Origin of the sequence: Dyella flagellata, from assembly GCF_030160275.1 — a bacterium.
GTDB lineage: Bacteria > Pseudomonadota > Gammaproteobacteria > Xanthomonadales > Rhodanobacteraceae > Dyella_B > Dyella_B flagellata.
Genome location: NZ_BSOA01000050.1, coordinates 154770 through 180420, shown reverse-complemented (window position 1 = coordinate 180420; position 25651 = coordinate 154770). Strand labels below are relative to the sequence as shown.

General features: G+C 59.4%; 23 protein-coding genes. 12 read left to right on the top strand and 11 right to left on the bottom strand.

Annotated features, from left to right (window positions below; genetic code table 11):
• Nucleotides 1–396 precede the first annotated feature (396 nt).
• From QQJ96_RS22075 to QQJ96_RS22065, 3 genes are all read left to right on the top strand, one after another.
• The gene (locus QQJ96_RS22075) at nucleotides 397–1164 is read left to right on the top strand and encodes an Hpt domain-containing response regulator (protein WP_284334199.1); all 768 of its coding nucleotides are present in this window, start codon (nucleotides 397–399) and stop codon (nucleotides 1162–1164) included.
• 67 nt (nucleotides 1165–1231) lie between these two features.
• A complete protein-coding gene (locus tag QQJ96_RS22070) occupies nucleotides 1232–1912 on the top strand; it encodes a response regulator (protein ID WP_284334198.1) in 681 nt (226 codons plus the stop codon).
• Nucleotides 1913–2124: 212 nt separating this feature from the next.
• Nucleotides 2125–2658, top strand: coding sequence for a dihydrofolate reductase family protein (locus tag QQJ96_RS22065; RefSeq protein ID WP_284334197.1), 534 nt, complete (start codon nucleotides 2125–2127; stop codon nucleotides 2656–2658).
• Nucleotides 2659–2720: 62 nt separating this feature from the next.
• On the opposite strand, the gene QQJ96_RS22060 is transcribed toward QQJ96_RS22065, so the two are convergent.
• The 5 genes from QQJ96_RS22060 to QQJ96_RS22040 form a co-directional block, all read right to left on the bottom strand.
• Nucleotides 2721–3323, bottom strand: a complete 603-nt coding sequence (locus tag QQJ96_RS22060) for a hypothetical protein (RefSeq protein ID WP_284334196.1) — start codon at nucleotides 3321–3323, stop codon at nucleotides 2721–2723.
• Nucleotides 3324–3625: 302 nt separating this feature from the next.
• Complete coding sequence (locus QQJ96_RS22055; protein ID WP_284334195.1) at nucleotides 3626–4684, bottom strand: methyltransferase; 1059 nt, start codon at nucleotides 4682–4684, stop codon at nucleotides 3626–3628.
• A gap of 398 nt (nucleotides 4685–5082) precedes the next feature.
• Nucleotides 5083–5622, bottom strand: a complete 540-nt coding sequence (locus tag QQJ96_RS22050) for a hypothetical protein (protein WP_284334194.1) — start codon at nucleotides 5620–5622, stop codon at nucleotides 5083–5085.
• Between the two features lie 83 nt (nucleotides 5623–5705).
• Complete coding sequence (locus QQJ96_RS22045) at nucleotides 5706–7595, bottom strand: hypothetical protein (RefSeq protein WP_284334193.1); 1890 nt, start codon at nucleotides 7593–7595, stop codon at nucleotides 5706–5708.
• A gap of 624 nt (nucleotides 7596–8219) precedes the next feature.
• Nucleotides 8220–8432 carry a cold-shock protein gene (locus QQJ96_RS22040; RefSeq protein WP_284334192.1) on the bottom strand — a complete coding sequence of 71 codons (213 nt, stop codon included), beginning with the start codon at nucleotides 8430–8432 and terminating at the stop codon, nucleotides 8220–8222.
• A gap of 559 nt (nucleotides 8433–8991) precedes the next feature.
• Here QQJ96_RS22040 and QQJ96_RS22035 point away from each other — a divergent pair.
• Nucleotides 8992–9525 (top strand): dihydrofolate reductase family protein, encoded by a 534-nt coding sequence (locus QQJ96_RS22035; RefSeq protein ID WP_284334191.1) that lies wholly within the window; start codon nucleotides 8992–8994, stop codon nucleotides 9523–9525.
• A 68-nt stretch (nucleotides 9526–9593) separates the two neighbouring features.
• On the top strand, nucleotides 9594–9914 hold the full coding sequence (locus QQJ96_RS22030) for a DoxX family protein (RefSeq protein WP_284334190.1): 321 nt from the start codon (nucleotides 9594–9596) through the stop codon (nucleotides 9912–9914).
• A gap of 122 nt (nucleotides 9915–10036) precedes the next feature.
• On the opposite strand, the gene QQJ96_RS22025 is transcribed toward QQJ96_RS22030, so the two are convergent.
• Complete coding sequence (locus tag QQJ96_RS22025; RefSeq protein ID WP_284334189.1) at nucleotides 10037–11833, bottom strand: chloride channel protein; 1797 nt, start codon at nucleotides 11831–11833, stop codon at nucleotides 10037–10039.
• A gap of 513 nt (nucleotides 11834–12346) precedes the next feature.
• Here QQJ96_RS22025 and QQJ96_RS22020 point away from each other — a divergent pair.
• Together QQJ96_RS22020 and QQJ96_RS22015 are read left to right on the top strand one after the other, a co-directional pair.
• Entirely contained in the window at nucleotides 12347–12598 is a 252-nt protein-coding gene (locus QQJ96_RS22020; protein ID WP_284334188.1) for a hypothetical protein, read from the top strand.
• A 111-nt stretch (nucleotides 12599–12709) separates the two neighbouring features.
• A complete protein-coding gene (locus QQJ96_RS22015; RefSeq protein WP_284334187.1) occupies nucleotides 12710–14662 on the top strand; it encodes an alpha/beta hydrolase family protein in 1953 nt (650 codons plus the stop codon).
• A gap of 549 nt (nucleotides 14663–15211) precedes the next feature.
• Here the strand turns inward: QQJ96_RS22015 and QQJ96_RS22010 are convergent.
• Both QQJ96_RS22010 and QQJ96_RS22005 read right to left on the bottom strand, forming a co-directional pair.
• Complete coding sequence (locus tag QQJ96_RS22010) at nucleotides 15212–16780, bottom strand: HDOD domain-containing protein (protein ID WP_284334186.1); 1569 nt, start codon at nucleotides 16778–16780, stop codon at nucleotides 15212–15214.
• A 131-nt stretch (nucleotides 16781–16911) separates the two neighbouring features.
• The gene (locus tag QQJ96_RS22005; protein ID WP_284334185.1) at nucleotides 16912–17784 is read right to left on the bottom strand and encodes an ATP-grasp domain-containing protein; all 873 of its coding nucleotides are present in this window, start codon (nucleotides 17782–17784) and stop codon (nucleotides 16912–16914) included.
• 292 nt (nucleotides 17785–18076) lie between these two features.
• On the opposite strand from QQJ96_RS22005, the gene QQJ96_RS22000 reads away from it, so the two are divergent.
• Both QQJ96_RS22000 and QQJ96_RS21995 read left to right on the top strand, forming a co-directional pair.
• Complete coding sequence (locus QQJ96_RS22000) at nucleotides 18077–18922, top strand: SMP-30/gluconolactonase/LRE family protein (protein ID WP_284334184.1); 846 nt, start codon at nucleotides 18077–18079, stop codon at nucleotides 18920–18922.
• Between the two features lie 250 nt (nucleotides 18923–19172).
• Complete coding sequence (locus tag QQJ96_RS21995) at nucleotides 19173–20312, top strand: Fic family protein (RefSeq protein WP_284334183.1); 1140 nt, start codon at nucleotides 19173–19175, stop codon at nucleotides 20310–20312.
• Between the two features lie 74 nt (nucleotides 20313–20386).
• On the opposite strand, the gene QQJ96_RS21990 is transcribed toward QQJ96_RS21995, so the two are convergent.
• A complete protein-coding gene (locus QQJ96_RS21990) occupies nucleotides 20387–20905 on the bottom strand; it encodes an SRPBCC family protein (RefSeq protein WP_284334182.1) in 519 nt (172 codons plus the stop codon).
• Nucleotides 20895–21239 (bottom strand): ArsR/SmtB family transcription factor, encoded by a 345-nt coding sequence (locus QQJ96_RS21985; RefSeq protein ID WP_284334181.1) that lies wholly within the window; start codon nucleotides 21237–21239, stop codon nucleotides 20895–20897. Before QQJ96_RS21985 ends, QQJ96_RS21990 begins: the two co-directional genes overlap by 11 nt.
• 147 nt (nucleotides 21240–21386) lie before the next feature.
• Between QQJ96_RS21985 and QQJ96_RS21980 the strand changes: the two genes are divergently transcribed.
• Both QQJ96_RS21980 and QQJ96_RS21975 read left to right on the top strand, forming a co-directional pair.
• Nucleotides 21387–22646 (top strand): MFS transporter, encoded by a 1260-nt coding sequence (locus QQJ96_RS21980; protein ID WP_284334180.1) that lies wholly within the window; start codon nucleotides 21387–21389, stop codon nucleotides 22644–22646.
• The gene (locus QQJ96_RS21975; RefSeq protein ID WP_284334179.1) at nucleotides 22643–23782 is read left to right on the top strand and encodes a cysteine desulfurase family protein; all 1140 of its coding nucleotides are present in this window, start codon (nucleotides 22643–22645) and stop codon (nucleotides 23780–23782) included. Before QQJ96_RS21980 ends, QQJ96_RS21975 begins: the two co-directional genes overlap by 4 nt.
• A 13-nt stretch (nucleotides 23783–23795) precedes the next feature.
• On the opposite strand, the gene QQJ96_RS21970 is transcribed toward QQJ96_RS21975, so the two are convergent.
• Complete coding sequence (locus QQJ96_RS21970) at nucleotides 23796–24872, bottom strand: MBL fold metallo-hydrolase (protein WP_284334178.1); 1077 nt, start codon at nucleotides 24870–24872, stop codon at nucleotides 23796–23798.
• Nucleotides 24873–24968: 96 nt separating this feature from the next.
• Between QQJ96_RS21970 and QQJ96_RS21965 the strand changes: the two genes are divergently transcribed.
• The gene (locus QQJ96_RS21965) at nucleotides 24969–25589 is read left to right on the top strand and encodes a TetR/AcrR family transcriptional regulator (protein ID WP_284334177.1); all 621 of its coding nucleotides are present in this window, start codon (nucleotides 24969–24971) and stop codon (nucleotides 25587–25589) included.
• Nucleotides 25590–25651: the final 62 nt, after the last annotated feature.

The following is a 25651-nucleotide window of genomic DNA, read 5'->3' as shown; positions in this document are numbered from 1 at the left end:
CTTCTGGATTCCCCCGATCCGCGCCAAGGCTGGAGCAGGCGAAGCCATGGCGACCTCCTCTGCCTGCTCCCAAGACTGGGGACATATGAAACGTGTTGTCTTAATCACGGCCGCAGTCCTTACCAGCCTTGCCGTCCCCATCCTCACTCTGGATTACTTCCTCATCAGCGTGGGCGACCACTTGGCAGCCCTGATCACAACATCCATGGCGGCCGCCACAGCCTGGCTGTGTCTTCGCAGCCTTCTCGGCGACAGCCACGCTGAAATTCGCCCGTGGGTACTACACCCCCAGCAACAGCACCGGTCCCGTCCCCCAGCCATGCCCACCATTCAACCCCGCCGCTAACGGGACGCGCCGTTCGCCATGTACGGCGTGTGCACCTTGGAGCACTCGTGATGAACGCATCTCCCAACCTCATTGCTTACGGTTTCCGCTCAGCGGAGCGGTTCAAGCCTTTGGCAGTGAGAGAACCCTCCGCCGTGTACAACGCACGACCCAAGAAGCCGGCGCGCATCCTGATAGTGGCGGATGATTCTGAAACGCGCTGCGGTTTGATCGGCGAACTCAAGACGCTTGGCCTGGACCCGCTCCCCGTAGCTGACAGCCAGGCGGCCTTGAATGCCATTGATATTGAGGCGCCCGACGTGATCCTGATGGCCTTGGAGGGGCCGGATGAGGCCGTCTATCAAGCCGTGCTGCGCCTGGGCGTCGCCAACCTGGCAAGGCACGCCTACATTCCCCTCGTTGCCGTTGTGGGGCCAGATGGGGAGAACTGGCGTCGCGCCTTGGATAGCCGGCTGGATGGTGTTCTGCAAACACCTCTACGCTCCGAAGAGCTGTATGCCACCCTCGCGCGCTGGCTCAATCTGCCACCGCCTGCCGGACTAGCACCGGATGAACCTCTGCCGTCCCGATGGCGCCGAGCCTGTATCGACGTGGACATCCAGGAGTACGAGCGGGCTCTGGCCAGGCAAGACACGTCCTCCATGGCGCACTTTGCGCATCGCGCGAAGGGTGCGGCGCTGGTGTTGCATGCGGATCGGGCGGCCGAGTTGGCGGATCGGCTGGAACTCGCGGCAAGAGGCTATGCACCGCTTGCACCAGCTGACATACAGCGCACGCTCTCCGTGTTGAAAGAGGCTATCGCCCGCCATTTTGAATGAGCTGACGATGCGGGCGACGAGAAAGGGAAATAGGCAACGTCAGGCTAATCTGAAAAGGGAGTAGGCCATGTCCGGCACCATATCGCCACGCTTGCGTGTGATGTTGCTTGAAGACCATGTACTGGTACGCCATAGCATGGAGCTGCTGCTCAAGCTTGAATACGGCTTGGATGTGGCCGGCAGCTTTTGCACGCCGCGGCAACTCTTCGAGGCGCTAAAGGAAGATCGGCCCGACGTGATTGTGACGGACTACGCGCTCGGTGCGACGGAGATCGATGGCGCCAAGTTGCTACGCTCCTTACATCTGCATCATCCGCGTGTACCGGTCTTGGTGGTGTCTTCCCACTGCAACACCGCTACGATGGCTGTGGCGCAGAGGGCCGGCGCACATGGTTTCATTGGCAAGACGGAGCATGAGTCCGAACTGTACGTGGCCATCCGAGCAGTAGCCGCGGGCCGGACCTATTTCAGCCGGCACCTGACCGACCTTGCCGGTCCTATCAATTCCATCCATCAGAGTGACGAGTCCGGCAAGGATCTCGGCGACGAGTTGCTGTACGCCGTCAAACTTTCCGCACGCGAACATGAGGTACTGCGCTGCATGCTCGATGGCATGTCCATCAAGGCCATCGCCCAAAAGTTTTCCCGCTCGGTCACCACGATCAGCGCGCAGAAGCATTCGGCCTTCCGCAAGCTTGGCTTAGGTAACGACCACGAATTGTTCAAGCTGCGGTATCTGCGGGAGTGAGCAGGCTCAGCAACGAGTCAATACAGGAGTATCGCTCACCATGCTGATGCTGCACGAAATGTTTTCGCGGTTGACGATGCCCAGGCATTGGGTGCTTTGCAGCACCATGTCGCCACAAAAAAGGACTAAGGTGGGCAAGAGGTATCATTCAACCAAATCCGTGCCCTACGGCTGCCACCCTCATCCCGAGGCCTCTCAAGGGGAGACTTCCCATGGCAAAGCTTGTGTTCGGATTGATGCAGTCCCTGGATGGCTATGTCGACCACCAGGCATTAGGACCTCCCGCTCCATCGGCTTTTCGCTATTTCATGGAACACGTGCGCAACCTGACGGGCATGCTGTACGGCCGCCGCATGTACGAGATCATGCGCTATTGGGACGATGACCTTCCGGATTGGGACGCGGACGACCGCGCCTTTGCAGCGGCATGGCGGAGCAAACCGAAGTGGGTCGTGTCACGCTCGCTGACGTCAGTCGGCCCGAATGCCACCCTTGTCGCCGATGACATCGAGGTGGCAGTACGGGAACTGAAGGTCAAGCTCACCGGGGAGATCGACGTCGCCGGACCAGACTTGGCGCGAAGCCTGGCCGACCTGGGCCTTATCGATGAGTATCGACTCTACTTCCGCCCTTTCGTGCTGGGCCATGGCAAGCCATTCTTCACGGGTCCTCGGCCGCCGCTCCGCTTCGTGGCCAGCGATTTAATCGGCGAGGACATGATCAGGCTGACGTACGTTCCGGCTTAACAGCGGACCGAAATGCGGTCGAGCCAACCTCCGACTTCATCACCGCCCAGCCCTTTAGCCGATTATTTGGGCACGAAGGAAGCAAGCCCAGCCATGGCGCCTTTCTGATAAAGATCCTTGGCGATAGCTATGGCCTCATCAGGGCTGGCGGCCGGATATTCCGCCTGGACCATCGCCGTGGCCGAAATATAGATGCTCAGGGTGGCGCGGCTTTTTTCCTTGTCCCACATGACCATGGAGTCGTATTGCCGGGCCACCGTGAAATAGCGGGTGTTCTCAAGGGTCGCTATCATCGGCGCGACCGACTTGGGATCGGCTCCGGCCGCCTGCTTGAGCGTGGCGATCACCTGCTCATTCTGCGTCGCCGCTTTCGCGTTCTGGCTCAAGTCGCCCCACGCCGCGACGGGGAAGGTACTCCTTACGATTGTCAGGGTGACCCTTGAGGAGGGGCCTCCCTCGGCGACCAGGGTCCGATTCCATTCGCTCTTTGGACCCTCGCTAAAGTTGCCGCAGGAAACCTGCTTTTCCATCGGTGTTCCGGCAATGACCGGAGGCACGAATGTCTCCAGGCCAAAACAAGTCGTGCCGATGCCCAACTTGTCAGCGTGGGCGCTGCCGGCGGTGAGCCCGATCAAGCCCGCCAGAAAAAAATGACCAAGTTTCATTGAGCTACTTCTCCCTGTAAGTGATACGACGCGACATTTCCCGGTCAATCTATCAGCGTTAGAAGAGCCGTTCCACTGGGGCTCAGATAGCCGATCGCATGGACCTCCTGAGACCGCAAGGGGCCAATTGGGGAGCCAATTGGGGACATCCACCAAAAAGCTCGCGAAGTACGGGCTTGCTCACGGGCTTCGGACCGTGATCTGACATTGGCGTCTAGTTGGCTGGGCATCGCTTCTTGGATGGTCCCCGATTGTGCTCCTCGCTTTAACGGACGGTCAGGCAGCCAAGGAGCGGCTGCACCTTACTTGACACCAATGACCATGGAATCCGGACCAAGCAGCGGTTCGACGCGCATGTCGCGAAAGCCAGCGTTCTTCATCCATTGGCAGCAATCAGCGCCGGTATAGTCGAAGCCACCGGGTGTTTCGATGAGCATATTCAGGCTCATCAGCAGGCCAAAGGCGTTTTTCTTGCGATCATCGTCGATGATTGCGTCGTAGACGATCAGACACCCGCCGGGCGGAAGTGCCTTGTGACACTTCGCCAGTAGCGCTTTCTTTTGTTCGAGATCCCAGTCATGAAGGATGTGCCCCATGATCAGCACATCCGCCGTTGGGCATGGGTCGTTGAAGAAGTCACCCGGATAGAAACGCAGCCTATCCTCAAGCCCATACGATGCCACGTAGTCTTCAAAGACAGGCGCGACCATGGGCAGGTCGAAGCCGCCGCCGCTCAAGTGCGGGTGAGCAAGTGCAATCTGCACCGGACAGGCGCCTTGAGCTGCACCGATATCGATGAACGTGCGGTAGTCCTTCCACGGGAATTTTTCTGCGATAGCCTTCGCTGCCCCTAGGCTGACGCCCGTCATCGCCTGAAGAAAACTGCGCAACGATGCTTCGTCGCGATAAAGCTCATCAAATGGAGATCCCTCGTGCTTTGCCGCATTCATCGGCTCGCCGGTGCGAAGCGCCTCGGTCAGTGAGCCCCAATGGGCATACAGACGCGAACTCATCATTTCCAGCAGACCGCCGACATAGCTTGGTTTCGCCTTGTCGAGAAAAAGATCGGCGTCCGGGGTGTTTCGATACGTTTCGCCATCACGTTCAAGGGCCCCCAGCGCAACCAGGGCGTCCAAAAAATCCCGTGACGATCTCGAATGCAAACCGATGGCCTCCTCGAGTTGCTTCGCGGTGCCGCCGCCCACCAGATGTGTAAACACACCAAGATCAACGGCGGAAAGCATGGTCCTGGAAGCCCAGAAGCCCATGCCAAGCTGAAGAAGCCGGTCAGGCGTGAGTTCGGTCGTCCCCGTGGAATCGTTGACCGGCGCTGTGTGAGAAGCATTCTGCGTGTGCTGCATAAGCCCTCCAGAGTCGCTGCTTTGCAAAGCGCCAATCCCTGGACTTGAGGCGCTATCCGACGCACGGATATTGTCGTGAAGTGATGAATTTAGCACGACCGATCACCGCAAGAAACGTGACTTAGAAGGCAATTGGGCACGGCAATTGGGGGCCAATCGGGGAAGGGGTTAATTGGGGACATCCGCCAAAAAGCTCGCGAGGTATCGCCTTGCCTAAGAGTTCCGGACCGTGATCTGACATTGGCGCCTAGTTGGCTGGGGACCGTTTCCTGGATGTCCCCGATTGCGCCTCGACCGTGCAATGCGCGCATCTGACAAATAAAAAAGCCCCGCTTGGAGCAGGGCTTTAAGAAATGCTTTCAACATGGTGGTGGTCTGCACTTCCCGCTTGGTGCAAATCAAGCCATCACTTCCTTGAGCGTGTCCTTCGGCACGGCACCCCCGCTGCGGGCGAGTTGCGAACCGCCTTCCGGTTGAATCTGGAACTGGCACGGGACGGTGCCAGGTCCGGTGGTCAGGTAATCCGGGTACTGCGGCAGGTATTGAATGAGCAAGTTATTGTCGTAACCGACATTGGTGAAATAGACCGTATCGTCTACGTTGATCGGCAATCCAGGCGTCCTATCCGCATCCGTCCAGATCTGCCACTGCATGACCGTACTTTGAGTGGCACTGGCCCATTCCACGGTCCAGTCGTTCAAGCCCCGGCTCTGTAGAAAGGCGACTCGTCCGGCAACGGCAAGGTGACAGGCAATTTGCAAAACGTCTCCGGTCATGACCGGCCCGCTGTTGGTGCCGTTGACCTTCATGAACCATAAGTCCTTGGGGCTATCGTATAGATAGGCCCAATATACAAGGGGGACTTTCCAGGACAGGTAGAGATTGACGCCCTGTTGCATATACAAGGTGTAGTAGGTGTTGTAGACAACTGCGCTCATACCAAGTCACTCCTTCGTCTATGGGATACAGCCTTGGGGCCAGCAGGTTGCTCGATTCAGTGCAACCTGGTCGAAAGTGCCTGCTACGACTTGAACAAGCTGGAAAACACGCCGCCATTTTGTTCGGCCGTCACCAGCGACCACGACGCCAGGTGCGCGAGCAGATTGATCTGCGTCGCCGATAACTGAGTGGAGAACGTGTCGTAGTGCGGGAACTGGTGGGCGGATAGTTCCGCGTCGATGATTTGCTGGACCGGCTGGTTGTTGTCGAACAACGCACCCCAATCGCTCGCGTAATTGAGATACACCCATACAATCGTTATCGGGGCGCTGCCGGCCGTTACGCCGAACCACGCATTGCCCTGCACGGTCAGGCTCTGCGAAAGAATCGCCGGCTGCGTTGCGGGTGCCGCGCTACCTGCCGCTTCCCACAGTCCGATCAGGAACCCGGCGAATTCGCTGCTGGCGAACACTTGATTGTTACCAAAAAGCTGGTTGTCCGGGCTGACGTTGCCCGACGAGTACGGCACGTAGCCGAGGGTAGCGTCGTAAGGTTGATAGCCGAACAGGGGCGGCACTGCGTCGTCGACAACCACCATGGTTCCGCTGACCCAGCCACCCTGCCCGTTGGAGATGCCGGCACTCCCTTGCACCATCGCGGTTTCCGAGTTGACGCAAACAATGGCGCTACCGATGTCGCCGTACGCAAGCAAACTGGCTAGGCCAGTATTCTCAAGGCTGCCGCCGTCGGCGTAGGTATTCGGATTAGGATTGGCGGCACCGTCGGCCACGGGCCACGACGGGTACTGAGGCACCAGGTCGTCGGGATTGGGAAAGTTGAAATCGGCCACCGATTCAACGCTAAGCGCACCTCGCGCGACGATCGCTTTCGCGTGGGCGTGCAGTTCAAAAGGCAAATGGTCCTCGATCCATTTGAGAATGGCTTGCCCCTCTTTGGCGAGCCATTCGAGGAACTTCGCCTTGTCCGATTTCCACTCCGCGATTAGGTTCTTCACCTTTTCGGCAAACGCCGCGCTGCTGGTACCCATGATATCGACGAGTGACCACTGACGCGTTTGCGTAACGGTTGCAACGTCGCCGGATTGCGACGCGAAAGAAGAGTTATAGGCGAACGATTGAACACCACCGCCGCCCACCGGGAGTCCGTTGGCATCGGTGGCATTGGCCGGCTTCCCGACTACGCCGGCGATCAATCCATTGGCTTGCACCGGCACCAGCAGCTGAAGGGAAACACCGGGAACGCTGACAAACATGCCCATGTTGCAAATGTGCAGCGGCCGCTGCGTGCGCGATATACCGACCTGATCGGCGAACAAATAAGCCGTCTGCGACGACAGACTTCCGTTTGCGTTGACGATGCCTTGCAGCGAGGCCTTCGTTGCCGAGAACATGTCCTGCGGCAGGCCGCCAGCTTGGACATTCATGTCGAACAGATTGTAGGAATCGAGAATGTTCAAGCCCATCACCGTCTGCCACAGCATGTTTGCCGGCAGCGGATTATTCGGTTGAAGGGTCTGGAATAGCTCGTAGAGCAAGATCGCGGTTCCGGCAATGCCTTCCAGTGAAAACATGATGGTGGTCATGGGATTGCCGGCATTACCGTTCGGCAAGCTGGCCAGATCAGCTACGGTCAACGCACCCTGGTTGCTGTTGTAGGTGCCAAGATAATCAGGGTCCGTCGGCCCCGCCGATGGCATGTATTGGTAGGGCACGCCAAGCCAGGATCCTCCCGATACGGTCGAAAGGACTCTGATTTGCGAGAGAAGGCTTGTGCCGTTGGCCTGTATGTTGGCCAGTGCGCGAAGCTGTCCCATGGCGGCATTGCAGGCACGCGTGCCGCCACCCGAGAGACACAGGCCCACGTTACCGGGTGTGGACGCCGGGGCATAAAGCTGGGCGGTCGTTAGCGGCGGGGTGTCGGTGACGGATGCACTGAGGGATAACGTGGTCATATGTCTCTCCATCTGTGATTGAGATGAAAGTCAATAACGCGTTGATCGAAACGAATTTGAAACCTCGGCTGTCACATATCGCGCCGAGCGATGGCTTGCGTGCATGGATGGCCCGCTGCATGGGCGATGCCGGCGATTAATCGGGCCTCGCGCAAATGCAGTGCATACGAAGGGCCATCTTTTTTCAAAGATGGGTCGACCCGAGAAGGAAAGGAGAACATCGCGCCCGGCAAGACGGCCATCGCACGGTATCCGGATAAGGGAAACCAACGCGCGCAGACAACGGCACACCGAGAACTTGGCATTCACGGCTACTCGCTCGTTGGCATTTCCCCTGTGGCCCCCTGTCTAACCACAACTGCCGGACTGTGGAGGGCATGTCGTGATTGGCATGTGAAGGCTGGCTTGCGTTATGACGCACGCCGGCCAGATGGCGTCACGGGACCGACGAAGCCTGATCACTCGACCGATGGTGATCGGTAAAGGCCTGGTTACCCGCCTCGGACCGCAAACTGACATGGGCGTCTGGCTGGCTAGGGACCGTTTCTTGGATGCCCCTGATGGCGCTGAAAAAAAAACCCGGCATAAGGCCGGGCTTTTTGTCCTTCAAGTAGGCACGCCGCCTCAGATCACTCGGACTTGCGAAGCCTGCAGACCCTTCTGGCCCTGCGTTACGTTGAAAGAGACTTTCTGACCCTCGGCCAGGCTCTTGAAGCCCTGGGACTGGATCTCACGGAAATGCACGAACAGGTCATCACCACCCTGGTCACGGCTAATAAAGCCAAAGCCCTTGGCGTCGTTGAACCACTTCACAGTGCCCGTTTCTTGTTGAGACATAGTATTTCCCTTGTAACAATGAAGCCGCAGAACGGCGGATAGGCTGGTCGCAAGGAAGAAGCGCGTACAACGACGTAGCGAAATCAGGATCTAGCATCGGGCGGCAATCCACGGCGGCCCTTGGAACTCAGCAGGCGCACAATATAGGTCGCCTAGCCAAATGGCAAATCACCCACCGTTAGGGCGACAGCGCCCGATGCCGCGGCTATGACTGATATCCGGTTTCGTGACATCACCGCGCAGGGCATCACCAACCGCGCCTGGGCAGCTTGCTGGCCCCTTTAGGGTCCTTGGGTGCCTGCCCGGAGTGCGATGGATCACGTGCGAAACGGTTCGTCTTCCCGAACGCATGCGGCTCTGCTGAGTTCAGCGTGACTTTCTGGCCGGAGTAAATCGAATGAATGGCGGCCGCCGTCAGGGGTTTGGTGCTATCGCTCATTTGATGACCCGCAGGATAGGAAGGTGGGTTCACCATACTCCCTCAGATGAGGTCCAGCCTGACTTCTTCACAGCGGCAACTCAAGCTATCCTCCTGAACACCCCGGCATGGAGATGCTCCATGGCTAAGTTTGTATTCGCATTGAACCAGTCCCTGGATGGCTACATCGACCACCGGGCATTAGGACCACCTGATCCGTCGCTCTTTCATCACTTCATCGAGCTGGCGCGCAGCCTGACGGGCATGGTGTACGGTCGCGGCATGTACGAGGTCATGCGTTATTGGGACGATGACCATCCGGATTGGGACGAGGATAGCCGCGACTACGCGGCGGTATGGCGGAGCCAACCGAAGTGGGTGGTGTCACGCTCGCTGAAGTCAGTCGGCCCGAACGCTACCCTTGTCGCCGACGATATTGAAGCGGTGATACGAAAATTGAAAGCCGACCTCACCGGAGAGATCGATGTCGCCGGATCCGGGCTGGCACAAAGCCTGACTGACCTGGGTCTCATTGATGAGTATCGACTCTACATCCACCCCATCGTGCTTGGTCACGGTAAGCCGTTCTTCGCGGGGCCTCGGTCACGACTGCGCCTGGTGGCCAACGATTTAATCGGCAAGGACGTGATCAGGTTGACTTACGTTCCTGCTTGATGGCGCGAAGCGTCCTTCTCAGGAGCTGCTGGCCTTGGCCTATCCCATGATAATGAGTGCACTCTGAAATGATCCATACGCTTTCGATCTGGTTTCTTGTTGTCGGTTTCTTCGGTGCTGGCGTCTTTAACGCGATCAACACGCCCGCGACGCAAAGCGGTTTCGCCCGATGGGGTTACCCGCGCTGGTGGGGTCGTGTTACTGGCGGACTGGAGATGATGAGCGCTGTTCTGATTGCGCTTCCGGTCAGTCGCCTGATTGGCCTGGTGCTCGGAGCGGTGATCATTGCGGCTGCGGTTTTGACTGTTCTGCGCCACCGCGAATTTGCGCACCTTGTGCCACTTGGTGTGTTCGCCTCCGTGATCGCGCTCGCAGGGATGTCGTCCTGAGAGGGCGGCATGGAGAGAACGGTGCGTGGCCTACATGATTCTGATTGACATGCCAATGGCAGCTCATCTTAGAGCCCTCAAGTAACCGCTCGTAGAAAACGATCGCCCTCTGCATCGGCCGACTACTTGCCGCTACCGAAAAACCGCTCCCGTATCCGCTCTTCCTCGTGATGGTGCGTATAGGGCTTCAATAAGTCGTAACGAGTCACCATGCCCAGCAGCAATTGCCGGTCGGCGCTGACGACCGGAATGCGGTCGAGTTTTTCCACCGCAGTGCGGATCGCCACGCTTTTGCAGCTCTCGTCGGGGAAGGACACCACCGGGTCCTTGCCGAGCAGATCGGCCAGTCGATGCGCGCCATCCGGATCGGCCTCCCACAGACGAGCCAGTTCATCCCGATTGATGATGTTGAGCAACCGGCCTTCTCCGTCGACGACCGGATACGCACGGTATTTCTGGTCGGCGCCGAAATACTTCTGCGTAGCGTCGCGCACGCTCATGTCGCCGGAAACAGTCACGACCTCGGTGCTCATCACGTCCCTAACCGCCATGTGTTCGAGCCGATCCACCGAGTACTCGCGAAAAATATCGAAGCCTCGGCGCGCTACCTTCTCGGTGAGGATCGAGCGTTTCATCAGGAACACGCTCACGCCATAAGCCGAGGTGCAGGCGACCAGAAGGGCCGGCAACGCACTTGCGTTGCGCGTAAGTTCCAGTGCGAACAGGATTGAGGTAAATGGCAAGCGCATCACGCCGGCCAGCATCGCGCCCATGCCGAGCAACGGCCACAGCAGCGGCTCGTTTCCCGGAAATACCATCGATTCGAGCGCGCCCAGGCCCGCGCCCAGCGCGAGCAAGGGTGCCAGCACACCTCCGGAGGTGCCGGAACCGAGATAGATCACCCACATCAGCGACTTGGCGAACATGAACACCAGGATCGCGCTGCTTACCAACTTCCCCGTCAGCAACTGGTCGATCACGTTGTAGCCCACGCCCATCGCCTGCGGCTCGAACCAGCCGCCAATACTGACCGCAATCGCACCGATGGCGGGCCACCACATCCAATGAATCGGCAGTTTGTTGAAGCCATCCTCGACTTTGTAGATGGCTGCGGTGAGCGCCGTTGCCAGCAGGCCGGCAAGAAATCCGCATACGGCGGCCAGAGCCAGATCCATCAACTGAGGATGAAATTCCACCGACAACGGAAACAGCGGGCCGGGGCCGAGCAGGAATGGTCGCAGCGCATCCGCCACGAAGCATGCAATCGCCACCGGAATGATGCTGCGCGGGCGCCACTCGAACAGCAGCAGCTCCACGCCAAGTAGCGTGGCCGCAATCGGCGTGCTGAAGGTGGCAGCCATGCCGGCACAGGCTCCAGCCACCAGCAGGGTGCGACGTTCGATCGAGGTGAGGTAGAACATCTGGCCGAACAGCGAGCCCACCGCGCCACCGGTCATGATGATCGGCCCTTCGGCGCCGAACGGCCCGCCCGTGCCAATGGCGATCGCCGCCGACAGCGGCTTAAGAATCGCCACTTTCAGCATCATTTTGCTCTTGCGAAACAGGATCGCTTCCAGCGCCTCGGGGATGCCGTGGCCGCGAATGCGATCGGAGCCGAAGCGCGCCATCAAGCCGATGATCAAGCCACCCACCATCGGCGCGATCACAATCGCCCACGCCGAATGGCCGAGCGAAGGCGGCACGAAGTCGAATGAGAAGCGGTGCAGAAACGCCAGGTTGGTGACGAAGCCGATCATGTGATACAGCGCGAACGCCACGAGCGCGGCGGCTATGCCGATAAACACTGCCATCAGGGAAAGCTTGAGGATGCTGACACTGGGGCGGAAATCGCTCTGACTGAGCGTATCTCGCTTCCACTTCTCGTAGATGCGCCGCATGAGGTGGGTGATGCCGGTCATGAGACCCCCGGGAGACTACCAACCAAGGCCCGACCGGTATCGCGCAAGCCGCCCGGGTTCAACGCATGCCAGCGCGAGCCGGACTGGCGGCTGCCGATGCGACCGGATCAGGGTAGCGTATTCCTGCGTGAACATCAGGTGCGCCGCAGCACGGCCGCGCAGGCATGAAAAGGGAACGTCGGAGGTGGGGGCATCCCCGCAAAAGTCAGCGTTACGTTGTTCGAAGAGGTGGCTAGTACCTCTCCGTCATTCCGGCGAAGGGCGGAATGACGAGCAGAAGCCCGGTTGCGGCTACCCTTTTCTTGGCGATGGCCTTAAGCAACATCCTTAGGGCAGTTGCACAGGGCGATAAAGCACGCGAAGATGGTTTGGTTACAGGGGCGGCAGGCTTGCACCTGCCAGGACAACGGGGCATGGAAGAGAAGTCGGAGCAGTACCGGAAGGTCGCACCGCTACGTGCGATCGTCCTCTTCATTCTGTTCTGTATCCTTCCAACTACTCAAGGATAAGAGCATGACACTTGATAGCTTTTTTTCGGGCCTGATCACCTCGCTGATCGGAATCGCCCTGATGTATACCTACGTCTATTACCTCAAGCGCAAACTGGGGATCAGCATCAACCTGCTTGCTTCGGTCATGTACAACGCCAATACCCAGGGCATGTCGGCATCGGTTCGCACCATTGAATCATTCATGCGGGTACCGAAGTATTTTGGCGTGCTTCTGTTGGTGCTTGGTCCCATCATCATGTTCAATCCGCGCTAGCGCGTAGGCTGGGATGATAATCCCAGCTTTCCACTTGGCATCCCGATGCTGGGATTAGCATCCCAGCCTACACGCTATCGATCGACCGGCAGCAGATCAGGGGAATGTACGATGAAGCGATTTTGGGTGGCCTGGTTGCTGCTCTCGGTGGCGCTTGCCTGCATGGCGGACGACGCTCCGAAGACCACGGATTTCCTGCAGCGCGCCGAATACGAACGTGCGGCGATATCGCCCGATGGGGCGCTACTGGCCATTGCCCATCGGGAGGACGACAACACGACAGTCACGATACTGCAGCGCTCGGACATGCATGTGGTTGCACAGATCGGCTCGGGAAGTCGTGGGGAGATTGAGGCGCTGTCGTGGCTGGGGTCCGACCACCTGGTGATCGCGGCCAACCGCGCCTCGGGTACGTATCACCAGCCCATCTTCGACGCCCTGATTTATCTGGTGGATATTCACGCCAAGCATCCGAAGATCCTGGCGTCGAACTTCTTCGGTACCGTGCGCGGAGATGAGCACCATATCCTGGTCAGGGAGTGCAAGGACTTCTCCGCGGATCATGAGTGCCGCTACAGCTTGTGGCGGCAGGACATCGACCACTGGTCGGCCAAAGGGGAAGAGCTGGGCGTGGCCCCTTTGGGCGACGCCTCGATGATGGTCGACCATACCGGGCAGGTCCGCTTTGCCTGGGCCTGGAGTAATACGGCGCGCAGCCAGCTTTATGTGCATGGCAACGACGGGCAGTGGTCCTCGCTCAACGACAGCGATGCCACGCACGTCGAAGAGGTTCCGATCGGCATTTCCCGTGACAACAAGACCGCCTTCCTGGAACGCGAGCGCACCGACGGTCCCGATGTCATCGAGAGCTATGATTTTGCCAGCGGCAATCGAACCGAGCTGCTGAGCGACCCGGTGTCCGATCCGCTCGTCACCATTTATTCCATGGATGGCAAGGAGCCCATCGGCGCCTGGTTCGGCCCTGGCGTTCCGCAAGCACGCTATTGGGCTCCGAACAGCGAGGACGCCAAGTGGCACAGGGCACTGGTGAAGGCTTTTCCTGGCAGTGTAGTCAGTGTGCAGAGCAGTAACGCCGATGGTTCGACCGTCGTCGTCCATACCTACAGCGATCGGGATGACGGCTCGTGGTACCTGCTGGACCGGGCGACGCACAAGGCGACGCTGTTATTTAATGCCCGGCCCTGGCTGGACGCTGCTCGCATGGCCACGATGGAGCCGTTCGAGTTCAAGGCCAGGGATGGATTGGTCCTGCATGGATTCCTTACGCATGCGCAGGGCGTGAGCGGTCCGGCGCCAATGGTGGTAATTGTCCACGGCGGTCCATTCTTCGTCGCGGACGACTGGACTTTCGATGAGGAAACCCAACTGCTGGCGGCACACGGCTACAGCGTGCTGCACGTGAATTTTCGCGGCTCGGCGAATTTCGGCCAGCGTTTCATGCGGCTTGGCTATCGCCAGTGGGGGCTAGCCATGCAGGACGACGTCACGGATGCAACCCGATGGGCTATCGCGCAAGGCGTGGCGGATCCGAAACGGATCTGCATTTATGGTGCGAGCTATGGCGGATACGCTGCGTTGATGGGCGCTGCGCGCGAACCCGGGCTTTATCGTTGCGCAATCGGGCTGGCCGGCCCGTATGACCTGAGCAAACTCTATCGTTGGGGTGATATCCATCGCAGTGATTACGGCATGTACTACTTGAATGTGGTGCTCGGTACGGACAAGGCTGCCCTACTCGCCGACTCGCCAGTCTCACACGCGTCCTCCATCACGATTCCCGTTCTGCTGGCGCATGGGGAGCTGGATGCTCGTGTGCCGATCCAGTATGCCAACGCCATGCAATCGGCATTGAAGAAGGCCGGTCGCCCACCGGAATTCGTAAGCTATGAGTGGGAGGGGCACGGCCTCGCCGATCCAGCGAACGAGCAGGATTTCTACACCCGCATGCTCACGTTCCTGGCCAATAACCTTGGAGCGGCGCCGGAAGGCAAAGGTGATGGAAAAACCAGAAGTGGGGACACCAAGGTGAGCGCTGGGAATTGAGCAGTCTGCACGTAGGCAGGGGTGACAATCCCGGCTTTCCACTTGGCATCCCGATGCTGGGATTGCCATCCCAGCCTATGTATGGGCTTGTCGAATTCGGCTCCTGCCGTTCGACCTAATAGCAAAGGCCGGCGATGGGCCGGACTACCTTGAGAAGAAATCCATGAGAGAGTTGATCCTGACGATGTCCATGTCGCTCGACAGTTTTGTCAGCCGCCTCGTTGTGACTCTCGTTCGGCCCAATCAGGAGTAGCAGCCTGCTCTGCTTGGGCCCGCTTGATCAAACGGGTACCGGCCAAAGGGTCGGAATGCTGAGTTCCATTCAGGAGTACCGGCAATAAAAAGCCCGCAGGGGGGAACCTGCGGGCTTGGGGGTCATCCATCTTTGCTCTGCTCGACGGGGAGGGGAGGCCCGGCCAAGCGGTGGGACTGATGTCTCTCGACATGGAATAACTATACCCATAAGTTTATTAATGAAGCTTAACTTGGTGCACCGCCAGATCTTGTTGTTGGACCCAAAAAAGGGGCGCTTCGGCCCCAGCCTGCCGATCAGAGCCGACCGGAAGCGGCGCCGTGCTTGAATGCCAGCACTACCTGACTGCGCAAGGTACGCAGCGAACCGAGTTGCTCCGCACTTAGCTTGATCGCTCCCCGCTCTGAATCGGCATACAGCATCCCAATCGCCGTACCCCGGATGGGAACCGGCAACAGCAGGAAGCTCTTCGCGTTGATGCCCTGGCGAAACCAATCGGGAATCCGGCGGGTGATGTGGTCGGCGTGGGCATCCTCGATCACGATGTCCACGCCCTTCTCCAGCGCGACGTGGAACACATCCGGCGCGAACGCCAGCGGGAAGTCACAACGTGGGATGAGGCGGTCGATTTCGGCACCGAAGCCAAAACGCGCGCGCATCGTGTTGAGCCGCGTGTCGCGGATGTAGATCATCGTACGGCTGAATCCAAACCCGCGGTGCATCGTCTCAAGCACCATCCGCAAGACATCATTGAGAGCGAAGTCCGACGTCAATGCCTCGGTTACGTCGCGGATACCGGCGGAAATGATGTGTTGCGCTCCGGTGCTTGCTTCATTGGCATTCTCCAGCGCATCCAACGCTGCAACATCACGCATCAGTGGATCGGCGGCAAGGGCGAGGCCTGCTTCGGGCTCCTCCTCGTCTACCGCACCACCGGTCCAGACGCGCACCGCATGCAATGCTGAGCTACCTGCTATGGGCAGGTTGACCGTGGTCGAGCAATCCGCGACTTCTTTCAGAGCCTGATCCACGGCCGCGATGAGATCTTTGGTGTCCAGCTTGATCGCGGCGCTATAGCGCTTACTCAACGCCTCCAACGCTGCCGTCTTGTCCTCTTGAGAGCTGCGTAGCGCGGTGAAGTACAAATCATTGGCCAGGTTGGCCGCCAATCTAAGATTGTCGGAATCGCTGGTTGGCGGCGTCATGTCACGCGCGGTGATGCGCTGCATGCCTTCCACCAACCGGTCCGGGAAATTCCAGTGCCGTGCGACACCGACGCCGAGGTTGCGGTAGGAGATCCCAAGCACCTGCTCCGCTGCTTGCTCTTCAGCTATTCCCTGCTCCACCAGGGCTTGTACCTTCCGGCTCTCTTCGTACAGGAAAAACGTCACCAGGAGCTTGCCGAGGTTCTGGCACATGGTGCAAATGACCGCTTCCTCGGCATTGGGCATACCGAGTCGTGCACAAAGGGCTTTGGATAACACGCCGGCGAAGAAGGCGCCGACGAGTTCATCCTGCACCGACCTTTCCTGCGGACGGCCCTTGGAAAACTCAAGCATCATCAGGGTCATCGTGGCGTTGCGTATCGCTTCGCAACCGAGTATCAGCACAGCCCTGGAAATAGTGCGGATGCGGCCGTGGAATTGGCCGTAAACCGCGGAGTTGACCAGTTGCAGCAACTTTGTGGTGAGCGAGACGTCCCGCAGGATGACCTGGGTGATCTGTTGAGCGCTATGGGAATCGGAGGAAACGACGCGATTGACGTCGCTGATGGTAGTGGAAAGTGTCGGGAAGCCCGAGGACTCGCTTAGGCGGCGCAGGACCGCCTCCAGGGGCTTCAAGGTTTCTCTGTCGGTAACCGCCAAGGTGCTCGCCATGGTGCCTTCAATCTAAGGATCTGTCGCATACGGATAAGGCGCCGGCGCGCGCTGGAGCGCGGCCGAACAGACCCTAAGCCATACATCGGCCAACGGCGACCAGTCTTTAGAAGCGGGCTTTAGGTGGTCAAACGCGCTCGTAGGTTGCCAGCGAAACGTTCCGACGCCACCGGCTGGGCCCCTAGATGCAGCAGGGGCTCGATCATCTCCAATTCCATCAGCAGGAAGTTGCCCCCGGAAATCACGCCATCCACCCGAGCGTAGGCAATGTCGGCATGGCCGATGGTGGCGGCGGCAGAGAGCGCCCGCTTCGCACAGGCGATAAGAGTCGCATCCGCATCGACGGCTTCGGCGGTGCCACCGAATTCGCCCTGCACTCGATAGTCGCCCGCCGCTGGGCGCTTGATCACGGCGTGGCTGTATTCACCCTCGAAAAACAGCAGGGACCATTCGCCCTCGCTAACCACTTCGGGCACGTAGGGCTGCACCAGGTATTCAAATTCCAGCGGCAATTGCGCGATCGCCTGGTCAAGCTCCGCATCACCAACCACGCCGCGCGCCGTATGCCAGGCTGTTCCGCTGATCGTTGGCTTGATTACGACCTCCTGCCCGGGCATCGCTGCCAGCGTCTTTCGTAAGTCCCTTGCCGCCGCGATTTGCGTCGGGATGATCTCGACGCCTTGTTCCGACAGTTCGAGCAGATAGCGCTTGTCGCTATTCCAGCGCAGCAGTGCTTTATTGTTGATCGTCGGAATGGGCAGCTCGTCCAGCCAACGGATGAAGTCGGCGTAGTACTTGAAGTAATCCCAAGTCGAACGCATCAGCACCGCGTCGTACTGCGACCAAACCACGGCAGGGTCATTCCATACGCAGGCAGTTACCTCGATGCCAAGACGTCGCAGCGAGGCCGCCAGGTGAACATCATCGGGATGAATGCCTGGAATGATCGAGGATGTAGCGATCGCGAGACGATGAGTAACAGGAACGGACATGACAAAACCTCCAGCAATGGAGGGCGCCCTTGTCTGATGGATCGGAACCGAGCGTGGCGGATTTCATCCGTCGCAGCACCCCTCGGCCTCGACTGCGCGCCAACCAGGTGGCGCGCAACGGGTACGCATTGAATTGACAATGCTTAACTAGTTTCACCGACGAGGTACCGCCCGTCAACGTCTTTCCCACTCAAGAAGACTGCGCTCCGAACACCATCCGATGTCTAAATCCGCGGGTTCTGATCGTCATCCATAAGGCAGCCCCTGAACCCCACTGCGGAGAAAAGGCCGTATGACTTCCAAACAACCTATCTCATCTGAAGCGCTGGTGCTGATGAACGGCATCGCCATGGGCGAGTCCCCGCGCTGGCATCAGGGGCGCTTGTGGTTTGCCGACTGGGGCGCACAACAGATCGTTGCGGTGGACCTGGCGGGAACTAGCGAGGTGATGATGGACACCCATCTGGACCTGCCCTTCTCCATCGATTGGCTGCCCGATGGCCGGTTACTCCTCGTGGCAGGGCGAGCGAGCTTGATCTTGCGCAAGGAAAACGACGGCACTGTGGTAACGCACTCCGATTTGCGCAGCGTTTCCGACATGGGCTGGAACGAAATCGTGGTCGATCGAAACGGCCGTGCTTACGTCAACGGCGGACCCGGCATCATCGCCGTGGTGAATGCGGATGGTTCCGCACGACAAGTAGCCGACAACATCGCCTTTCCCAACGGCATGGCGATTACGCCGGACAACAAAACACTGATCATTGCCGAATCCCACGGCAAACGGCTGACCGCGTTCGATATCGACGTCGATGGCGGTCTCTCGCATCGCCGCATATGGGCGGACCTGGTAGATGGCGTGCCGGATGGCATCTGCATCGATACCGACAACGCCGTGTGGTACGCGGATGTGCCCAACAAACGTTGCGTGCGTGTGCGCGAAGGCGGCGAAGTGCTGCAAACCGTTGCCGTGGATCGCGGTTGCTTCGCGTGCATGCTCGGCGGCGCGGACGGCAAAACGCTATTTATAGTGGCCACCGAATGGCGCGGCATGGCACAAGCGGCGGCCGTTGCAGCCGAGCGGACGGGGTTGATACTGACCGTGCGGGCACCCGCGGCGGCGGCGGGACGGCCTTGAAGTAGGTGCCAGGTGGATGCCTTTGCCTCCTCAACCATCTGTCCTATTTGAATAATTTCAAAAAATTCATGCGCTTATAGTGCCACCAGCGCTAAGCAGGCAGCCCATCACAGCTTGAATGGCCGTCGGGATGAGCCCATTCCTTAGCCGAATAGGCTCAGTGAGTGAGCCTATTTCTTGCTATAATGGGCTCATTAGATGAGCCTATTTGGTAAGGAAATGGGCTCACCTCTCGCCCAGGAGCCTCTTCATGAGCGTCGAATGGATCTGGCAACAGCCCGACTGGCCCCGGTTTCACTGGGACCAGACCGCGCTCACGCCCTTGCTTGCCGAGTGTTACCTCGCGCAAGGGAAACTCCTGGGGATGGCAGGCACGGTGGGGGAAGATGAGCTCGTCCAGCGCGAACTCAACACGCTGTTGCAAAACATCGTGAACTCGTCCCGGATTGAGGGCGAAATCCTCAATGAGGATGCTGTGCGCTCCTCTCTCGCCAAAAGGTTGGGCCTGGCCGCCACTGGCGCTCGCCCCTCTACTGAAAGCGAGGACTTGGCCGAGCTCATCCTGGACGCCACCACCGATTACGCCAAGCCCTTGGACCTGGCGCGGTTGAAGTGGTGGCATGCGTTGCTATTTCCTGGAGATCAAACCGGCTACCTCCACAAGCCAATCGTGGTGGGAGATTTGCGGTCCGCGGACCCGATGCAGGTTGTCTCTGGGCCGATCAACCGCCGACGCGTCCACTTTGTCGCCCCACCATCGAACGTTCTTCAGTCCGAGCTGGGCGCCTTCCTGCAGTGGTTTGAGACATCACGGAAGTCTCGAGAGACCGACCCACTGCTGCGGGCGGCGATCGCGCAATTGTGGTTCGTCACGATCCATCCCTTCGAGGACGGCAATGGGCGCATCGCTCGCGCCATCACGGACCTTGCGCTGGCACAGGCCGAGCATCAATCGATACGGCTTTACACCATGTCGTTGAGCATCCTGCATGACCGGCGTGGCTACTACGACGTCCTCGAAACCAGCCAGAAGGCTGACATGGACATCACTCGATGGCTCTTGTGGTTTCTTGCAACACTTAGGACCAGCCTCGACCAGGCTTTGGGGCGCATCACCGCTGTAGTCGCACGCACGCGCTTTTGGCGGGACCACGAAGCAACCCCGCTGTTGCAGGAACAGCGGGTATTTCTCGCTCGTATCCTCCGGGATCTGGATGACGAAGCAGACCCCACCTTCAGCGCCCGCAACTATCGGGCCATAACGCGTGTATCCAAGCCAACGGCGACCAGACACCTCGCTGACTTGAGGGACAAGGGCTGCATTGTTGGGATAGAGAGCGGCAAGGGTCCTGGTGCGAGGTACACGCTAAATTTGAGCTATCGCATCTAAATAGCTGCCAAAAATCAAGTGGATATCTCAGAGCCCAAACCCCACCGCTCTCACGCAACCTCGATACTTGGCTCTTAGACCGGCTCTGCCGTAGCGCCAATGGTAAGCAACAGCTCATCGAGTCGTTCGAGGGTTGAGGCCATGCCATCCTTCAAGCCCATGTCGATGACCTTTTGCACATCTTCCGCCGAGTTGTATTGCACAACCGTCGTTACGAGCGTGCGCTCCTGCGCATCACTGAAAGCGACGCTCCATCGTGACCGAGGCATATCGGGATTCACGACACCGGATTCATCACAGAAGCCATCCAGAGCGATGTAGCCGTCGATCGGCCTGATCGCCTGGTAGTCCAGACGGTTCCAGAAAGACTCTCCCTCGGGTGTGATCATGGCGTAGTGCCAATAGCCCCCTTCCTTGAACTCCATGTGCTTGGTCTTGGTGGTAAGCGGCTTGGGCGCAAACCATCGATCGAGCAATTCGCGCTTGGTATGGCAATCCCACACCAGTTGACGCCCCGCTGCGAACTCTCTTTTCACGGTAATGCTGTGCTTTTCCTTGTCGGCGATGAAATCAAAGCGAAGGTCAGCGGTCATGCTCTTCTCCAGTGAGTGTTTCCAAAAGGCTGTCCAAGTTCTGGTACCTGCTTGCCCAAATCGCGCGCTGGTCCGCGAACCAGCGCTCGGCGGCCGCCAAGTTCTTGTGTTCGAGCGTGCATGTGCGGATACGGCCACTCTTCCTGGAACGGATCAGCCCGGTCCTTTCCAGTATCCCCACGTGTTTCATGAAGGACGGCAGCGCCATTTGGAATGGTTCCGCCAGCTCACCCACCGTTGCGGGCCCCCTGCCGAGCCGTTGCAGAACGGCCCTGCGCGTCGGGTCGGCAAGCGCCTGGAAGATCGAATCCAACGCCATTGCATTGTTAGCCATGTGGCTAACTATAGTCCCGGCCATCCATGCCCGCAAGAGGCTATCCTTGCCGCGCTATCGCACGACGCTTGAAGCGAACGCGAGACGAAGAAAGCTGAAGAGCCAGGAGTGATCCATCACTGTGAATGCGGGGCGGGCAGGCTGACCATGGCAGGTGTTCCCATCGTTACGGATTCGGCCGAGCCCGCGGTTCGGCTTGGTCTGCGCGAAAACTGGCGGCAGTTTTCGCTGCTCGTGCTCATCAATGCATTTGTCGGGGGCATGGTCGGCATCGAACGGACCGTGGTTCCGCTGATCGGCTCCGAAGAGTTTCATATCGTCTCCACGGCGCTGGTGACCTCGTTCATCGTCAGCTTCGGTGTGGTCAAGGCTTTTGCGAATCTCGTATCCGGCCACCTGGCGGACACGTGGGGCCGCAAGCGTGTGCTGGTCATCGGTTGGCTGATCGGGCTGCCTGTCCCCTTCATCATCATCGGGGCGCCGAGCTTTGCCTACATCGTTGCCGCCAATGCCTTGCTGGGATTGAGCCAAGGCTTCGCATGGTCGATGACGGTAATCATGAAAGTGGATCTGGCGGGGCCGAAGGGGCGCGGCCTTGCCGTGGGTCTCAACGAGTTCGCTGGATATTTCGCGGTTGGCGTCACGGCCTTTCTTACCGGATATCTCGCCAGCCGCTACGGATTGCGGCCTGTGCCGATCTACCTTGGCGTGGGTTACGCCATCGCCGGCACGATGCTGTCCATGCTTGTCGTACAGGACACGCGCACGCATGTCCGTACCGAAGTGGCGAGCATGACAACAGCAGCCTCGCAACTGAGTTTCAGGCAGGTCTTCGCACTGACGACATTTCGCAACCGCAGTTTGCTCGCCGCCTCCCAGGCAGGCCTGGTGAACAACCTCAATGACGGCATGAGCTGGGGCATTTTTCCGTTGTTCTTTGCCTCACTGGGCCTGGGTGTGCAACGCATTGGCGTGCTCAAGGCTGTCTACCCGGTGATCTGGGGCATGCTGCAAGTCGTTACCGGCCCGCTGAGCGACCGCTGGGGGCGCAAGGGATTGATCGCCGCGGGCATGTGGGTGCAGGCGTTAGGGCTGTTCGTCACCGCTGCATCGACGCACTTTGCAGCGTGGCTATTTGGTAGTGCGCTGCTTGGCGTCGGCACGGCGATGGTCTATCCGAGCCTGATTGCTGCCGTGTCCGATGCTTCTCATCCCAGCTGGCGTGCGCGTTCTCTCAGCGTGTATCGCTTCTGGCGCGACCTCGGCTATGCCATCGGAGCGCTATCAGCTGGCCTGATCGCGGATCGCTTTGGCTATGCCGCCGCCATCCTCGCCATTGCGGCGCTGACCTTTCTTTCCGGAATCGTCGTTGCCCTTGCGATGCAAGAACGTGAGCAAACACCATGACCTCGCAGCCGATCTATCTGGACTACAACGCAACAACGCCGCTGTTGCCGGAAGTCGTTGAGGCCATGCTGCCTTATCTGACAACGCATTTTGGCAATCCATCCAGTGCACACGTCTACGGGCAGGAGCCACAAAAAGCTGTCGCCCGCGCACGCGAGCGCGTTGCCGAACTCATCGGCTGCGATCCCGACGAAATTGTCTTCACTTCCGGCGGCACGGAGGCAAACAACCTGGCGATCCACGGCGTGGCCGGGGCGCGGGCGGACCGGCCTTGCATCGTGACTACGATGATCGAGCACCCGGCGACGGCACAAGCTTGCGACGCGCTACAGGCACACGGCCGACGTGTCGTCCCAATTCGTGTCGATGCCGACGGTCGCGCGGATGTGAACGCGGCGCGCCTTGAAATCAATCGTGACGTCGCGCTGGTTACGATCATGCACTCGAACAATGAAACGGGTGTCTTGCAGCCGGTCGACGAATTTGCGCGCATCGCGCATGCAGCCGGCGCGCCCATCCATACCGACGCGGCCCAGTCAGTCGGCAAAGTGCCGATCCGTGTACGTGAACTCGACGTCGACCTGCTGTCGATCGCAGGACACAAGCTCTACGCGCCCAAAGGCGTTGGCGCACTTTATGTACGCCGCGGCACTCCGCTAACGCCATGGACGAGGGGCGCAAACCAGGAGCGCGGCCTCAGGCCGGGCACCGAAAACGTCGCGTCGATCGTTGCCTTGGGCGCGGCATGCACCGCCGTGGGCCGTGACCTTGCCGAAGCGGCGACGCGCATGCGCTTGTTGCGCGACAGGCTGGAGCAACGGCTTGCCGCTTCGATTCCGGGCCTGGCACTCAACGGCCATCGCGAACTGCGGCTACCGAATACCTCGAATGTGCGTTTTCCGCGTTGTACCGGCAGCGCGGTGCTGGCCGCCGCCAACTCGGTGGCGGCATCCACCGGATCAGCGTGTCATTCCGGTGACGTCACGGCGCCGGCCGTCATCCTGGCCATGGGTGTGCCGCAAGCGGCGGCGCTCGGATCGATACGCTTGTCGCTAGGACGCGGAACAACGCAAGCCGATATCGATCAGGCCGCAGATGCGCTCGTTGCCGCCTGGCAGGTAGCGGCCGCAGCATGAGCCACGGCATTTTCTACTTCACGGACATCGCGCTTTCCCAATGAGTAGCCGACGCCCGTTCGGTTTCACGCCACCAGCGTTCTCCTGCATGCGGTGACGCCAGATCCAAGCGCTCTCCCATACGTGGAGTCGCAAGCGGAATGTTGTTTTCCAAGGCGAGCATGGCGATGCGTTCGAAGGGTTCTTCCCAGCGGTGCATCGCCAGGTCGAACGTGCCGTTGTGTACCGGCATTAGCCAGTGCCCGCGCAAATCCTTGTGCGCCTGCAGGGTTTGTTCCGGCTGCATGTGTACGTACGGCCATTGCGCATCGTAGGCACCGGTTTCCATCAGCGTGATGTCGAAGGGTCCAAGTTTCTCGCCGATGGTTTTGAAGCCTTCGAAATAGCCAGTGTCTCCGCTGAAGAACACACGCAGATCGTCGTCGAAGATTGCCCACGAGGCCCACAACGTGCTGTTGCCGTCGAATGGCGTACGCCCCGAGAAATGCTGTGCCGGCGCCGCAGTCATGCGCAGGCCGTCGATCTCAATGCCTTGCCACCAATCGAGCTGATGCACTTTGGCGGCGTCCACGCCCCATTCGATCAGGCGATCGCCAACGCCAAGCGGGGTAAGGAAGACGTCCGTTGTGGCGGCGAGCTGCTCGATACTCCAGCGGTCCAGATGATCGTAATGATCGTGCGACAGGATGATCCCGCGCAGCAGGGGCAGTTCGTGCAACGCTATCGGCGGCTGATGAAAACGCTTGGGGCCCATCCAGGTGAACGGGGATGCGCGCTCGGAAAACACCGGATCGGTCAACCAATAGCCACCGCGCAACTTGATCAGCATGGTGGAGTGGCCGAGCCGGTAGAGGCTGCGTTCGGGCGCCGCCTCAAGCTGCGCGCGAGTCAAGGTACGCAACGGTATCGATCCGCTCGGATGGGTACCGGCCGGCTTCTTGAACAGCATGTTCCAGGTGATGCGCAACATTTTTGCCAGCCCTTCGGTTGGCTTCGGCGCCATGTTCCGGAAGCGCTTTCCTCGACGCTGCGGCGAGGACTGGTATTTGTCTGGTTTGGCTTGGGACGGAGTGGCGTGGCGCGAAAACATGGCGAAATCCTGCGGAGGGGTCGCGTGTGTATGTCTACACTACACAGTGTAGTTTATCCTTTGAGGAAAGTAAACTACTCGGTGTAAAATGGGTTTATGCACAGGCCCTCATCCACAACGCCCCGCTTAACCGACCGCAAGCGCGGCGCGATCATCGAGGCCGCCATCGACGAATTTCGCGCTGCCGGTTACGAAACCACCAGCATGGACCGCATAGCGGCCCGTGCCGGGGTGTCCAAGCGCACCGTCTACAACCATTTCCCCAGCAAGGAAGCCTTGTTCGCGCAGATCCTGCACCACTTGTGGGATGCGATCGCCGGCAACGACGTAATCGCTTATCGCGCCGATCGCCCGTTGCGCAATCAGTTGCTTGACTTGATCGCGTTGAAGTTTCGTCTGCTCAATGACGAGGCGTTCGTATCGCTTGCTCGCGTTGCGATCGCCGCCGGCATCCATTCGCCCGAGCGCGCTCGGGACATGGTCGCGCGCATGAACGAGCGCGAAGAGGGGCTGACCGTGTGGATACGTGCTGCCGCCGCTGCTGGCCGGCTGAAGACCAACGATCCTGTTTTTGCCTCGCATCAATTGGAAGGGCTGATCAAGGGTTTTGCGTTCTGGCCGCAGATCACGCTGGCCCAGCCGCCGCTGGACGCTACGGCTCAAAAGAAAGTGGCCGAGTCGGCCGTGGACATGTTTTTGGCTTACTACGCCGCCTAGGATCGGAGCGCGTAGGCTGGGATGATAATCCCAGCACCAGGATGCCGCGGGGAAAGCTGGGA

What these genes read in the sequence shown, in the direction of transcription:
- QQJ96_RS22075 (WP_284334199.1), top strand. Translation starts at nt 397, where the DNA reads ATGAACGCATCTCCCAACCTCATTGCTTACGGTTTCCGCTCAGCGGAG.
- QQJ96_RS22070 (WP_284334198.1), top strand. Translation starts at nt 1,232, where the DNA reads ATGTCCGGCACCATATCGCCACGCTTGCGTGTGATGTTGCTTGAAGAC.
- QQJ96_RS22065 (WP_284334197.1), top strand. Translation starts at nt 2,125, where the DNA reads ATGGCAAAGCTTGTGTTCGGATTGATGCAGTCCCTGGATGGCTATGTC.
- QQJ96_RS22060 (WP_284334196.1), bottom strand. Translation starts at nt 3,323, where the DNA reads ATGAAACTTGGTCATTTTTTTCTGGCGGGCTTGATCGGGCTCACCGCC.
- QQJ96_RS22055 (WP_284334195.1), bottom strand. Translation starts at nt 4,684, where the DNA reads ATGCAGCACACGCAGAATGCTTCTCACACAGCGCCGGTCAACGATTCC.
- QQJ96_RS22050 (WP_284334194.1), bottom strand. Translation starts at nt 5,622, where the DNA reads ATGAGCGCAGTTGTCTACAACACCTACTACACCTTGTATATGCAACAG.
- QQJ96_RS22045 (WP_284334193.1), bottom strand. Translation starts at nt 7,595, where the DNA reads ATGACCACGTTATCCCTCAGTGCATCCGTCACCGACACCCCGCCGCTA.
- QQJ96_RS22040 (WP_284334192.1), bottom strand. Translation starts at nt 8,432, where the DNA reads ATGTCTCAACAAGAAACGGGCACTGTGAAGTGGTTCAACGACGCCAAG.
- QQJ96_RS22035 (WP_284334191.1), top strand. Translation starts at nt 8,992, where the DNA reads ATGGCTAAGTTTGTATTCGCATTGAACCAGTCCCTGGATGGCTACATC.
- QQJ96_RS22030 (WP_284334190.1), top strand. Translation starts at nt 9,594, where the DNA reads ATGATCCATACGCTTTCGATCTGGTTTCTTGTTGTCGGTTTCTTCGGT.
- QQJ96_RS22025 (WP_284334189.1), bottom strand. Translation starts at nt 11,833, where the DNA reads ATGACCGGCATCACCCACCTCATGCGGCGCATCTACGAGAAGTGGAAG.
- QQJ96_RS22020 (WP_284334188.1), top strand. Translation starts at nt 12,347, where the DNA reads ATGACACTTGATAGCTTTTTTTCGGGCCTGATCACCTCGCTGATCGGA.
- QQJ96_RS22015 (WP_284334187.1), top strand. Translation starts at nt 12,710, where the DNA reads ATGAAGCGATTTTGGGTGGCCTGGTTGCTGCTCTCGGTGGCGCTTGCC.
- QQJ96_RS22005 (WP_284334185.1), bottom strand. Translation starts at nt 17,784, where the DNA reads ATGTCCGTTCCTGTTACTCATCGTCTCGCGATCGCTACATCCTCGATC.
- QQJ96_RS22000 (WP_284334184.1), top strand. Translation starts at nt 18,077, where the DNA reads ATGACTTCCAAACAACCTATCTCATCTGAAGCGCTGGTGCTGATGAAC.
- QQJ96_RS21995 (WP_284334183.1), top strand. Translation starts at nt 19,173, where the DNA reads ATGAGCGTCGAATGGATCTGGCAACAGCCCGACTGGCCCCGGTTTCAC.
- QQJ96_RS21990 (WP_284334182.1), bottom strand. Translation starts at nt 20,905, where the DNA reads ATGACCGCTGACCTTCGCTTTGATTTCATCGCCGACAAGGAAAAGCAC.
- QQJ96_RS21985 (WP_284334181.1), bottom strand. Translation starts at nt 21,239, where the DNA reads ATGGCTAACAATGCAATGGCGTTGGATTCGATCTTCCAGGCGCTTGCC.
- QQJ96_RS21980 (WP_284334180.1), top strand. Translation starts at nt 21,387, where the DNA reads ATGGCAGGTGTTCCCATCGTTACGGATTCGGCCGAGCCCGCGGTTCGG.
- QQJ96_RS21975 (WP_284334179.1), top strand. Translation starts at nt 22,643, where the DNA reads ATGACCTCGCAGCCGATCTATCTGGACTACAACGCAACAACGCCGCTG.
- QQJ96_RS21970 (WP_284334178.1), bottom strand. Translation starts at nt 24,872, where the DNA reads ATGTTTTCGCGCCACGCCACTCCGTCCCAAGCCAAACCAGACAAATAC.
- QQJ96_RS21965 (WP_284334177.1), top strand. Translation starts at nt 24,969, where the DNA reads ATGCACAGGCCCTCATCCACAACGCCCCGCTTAACCGACCGCAAGCGC.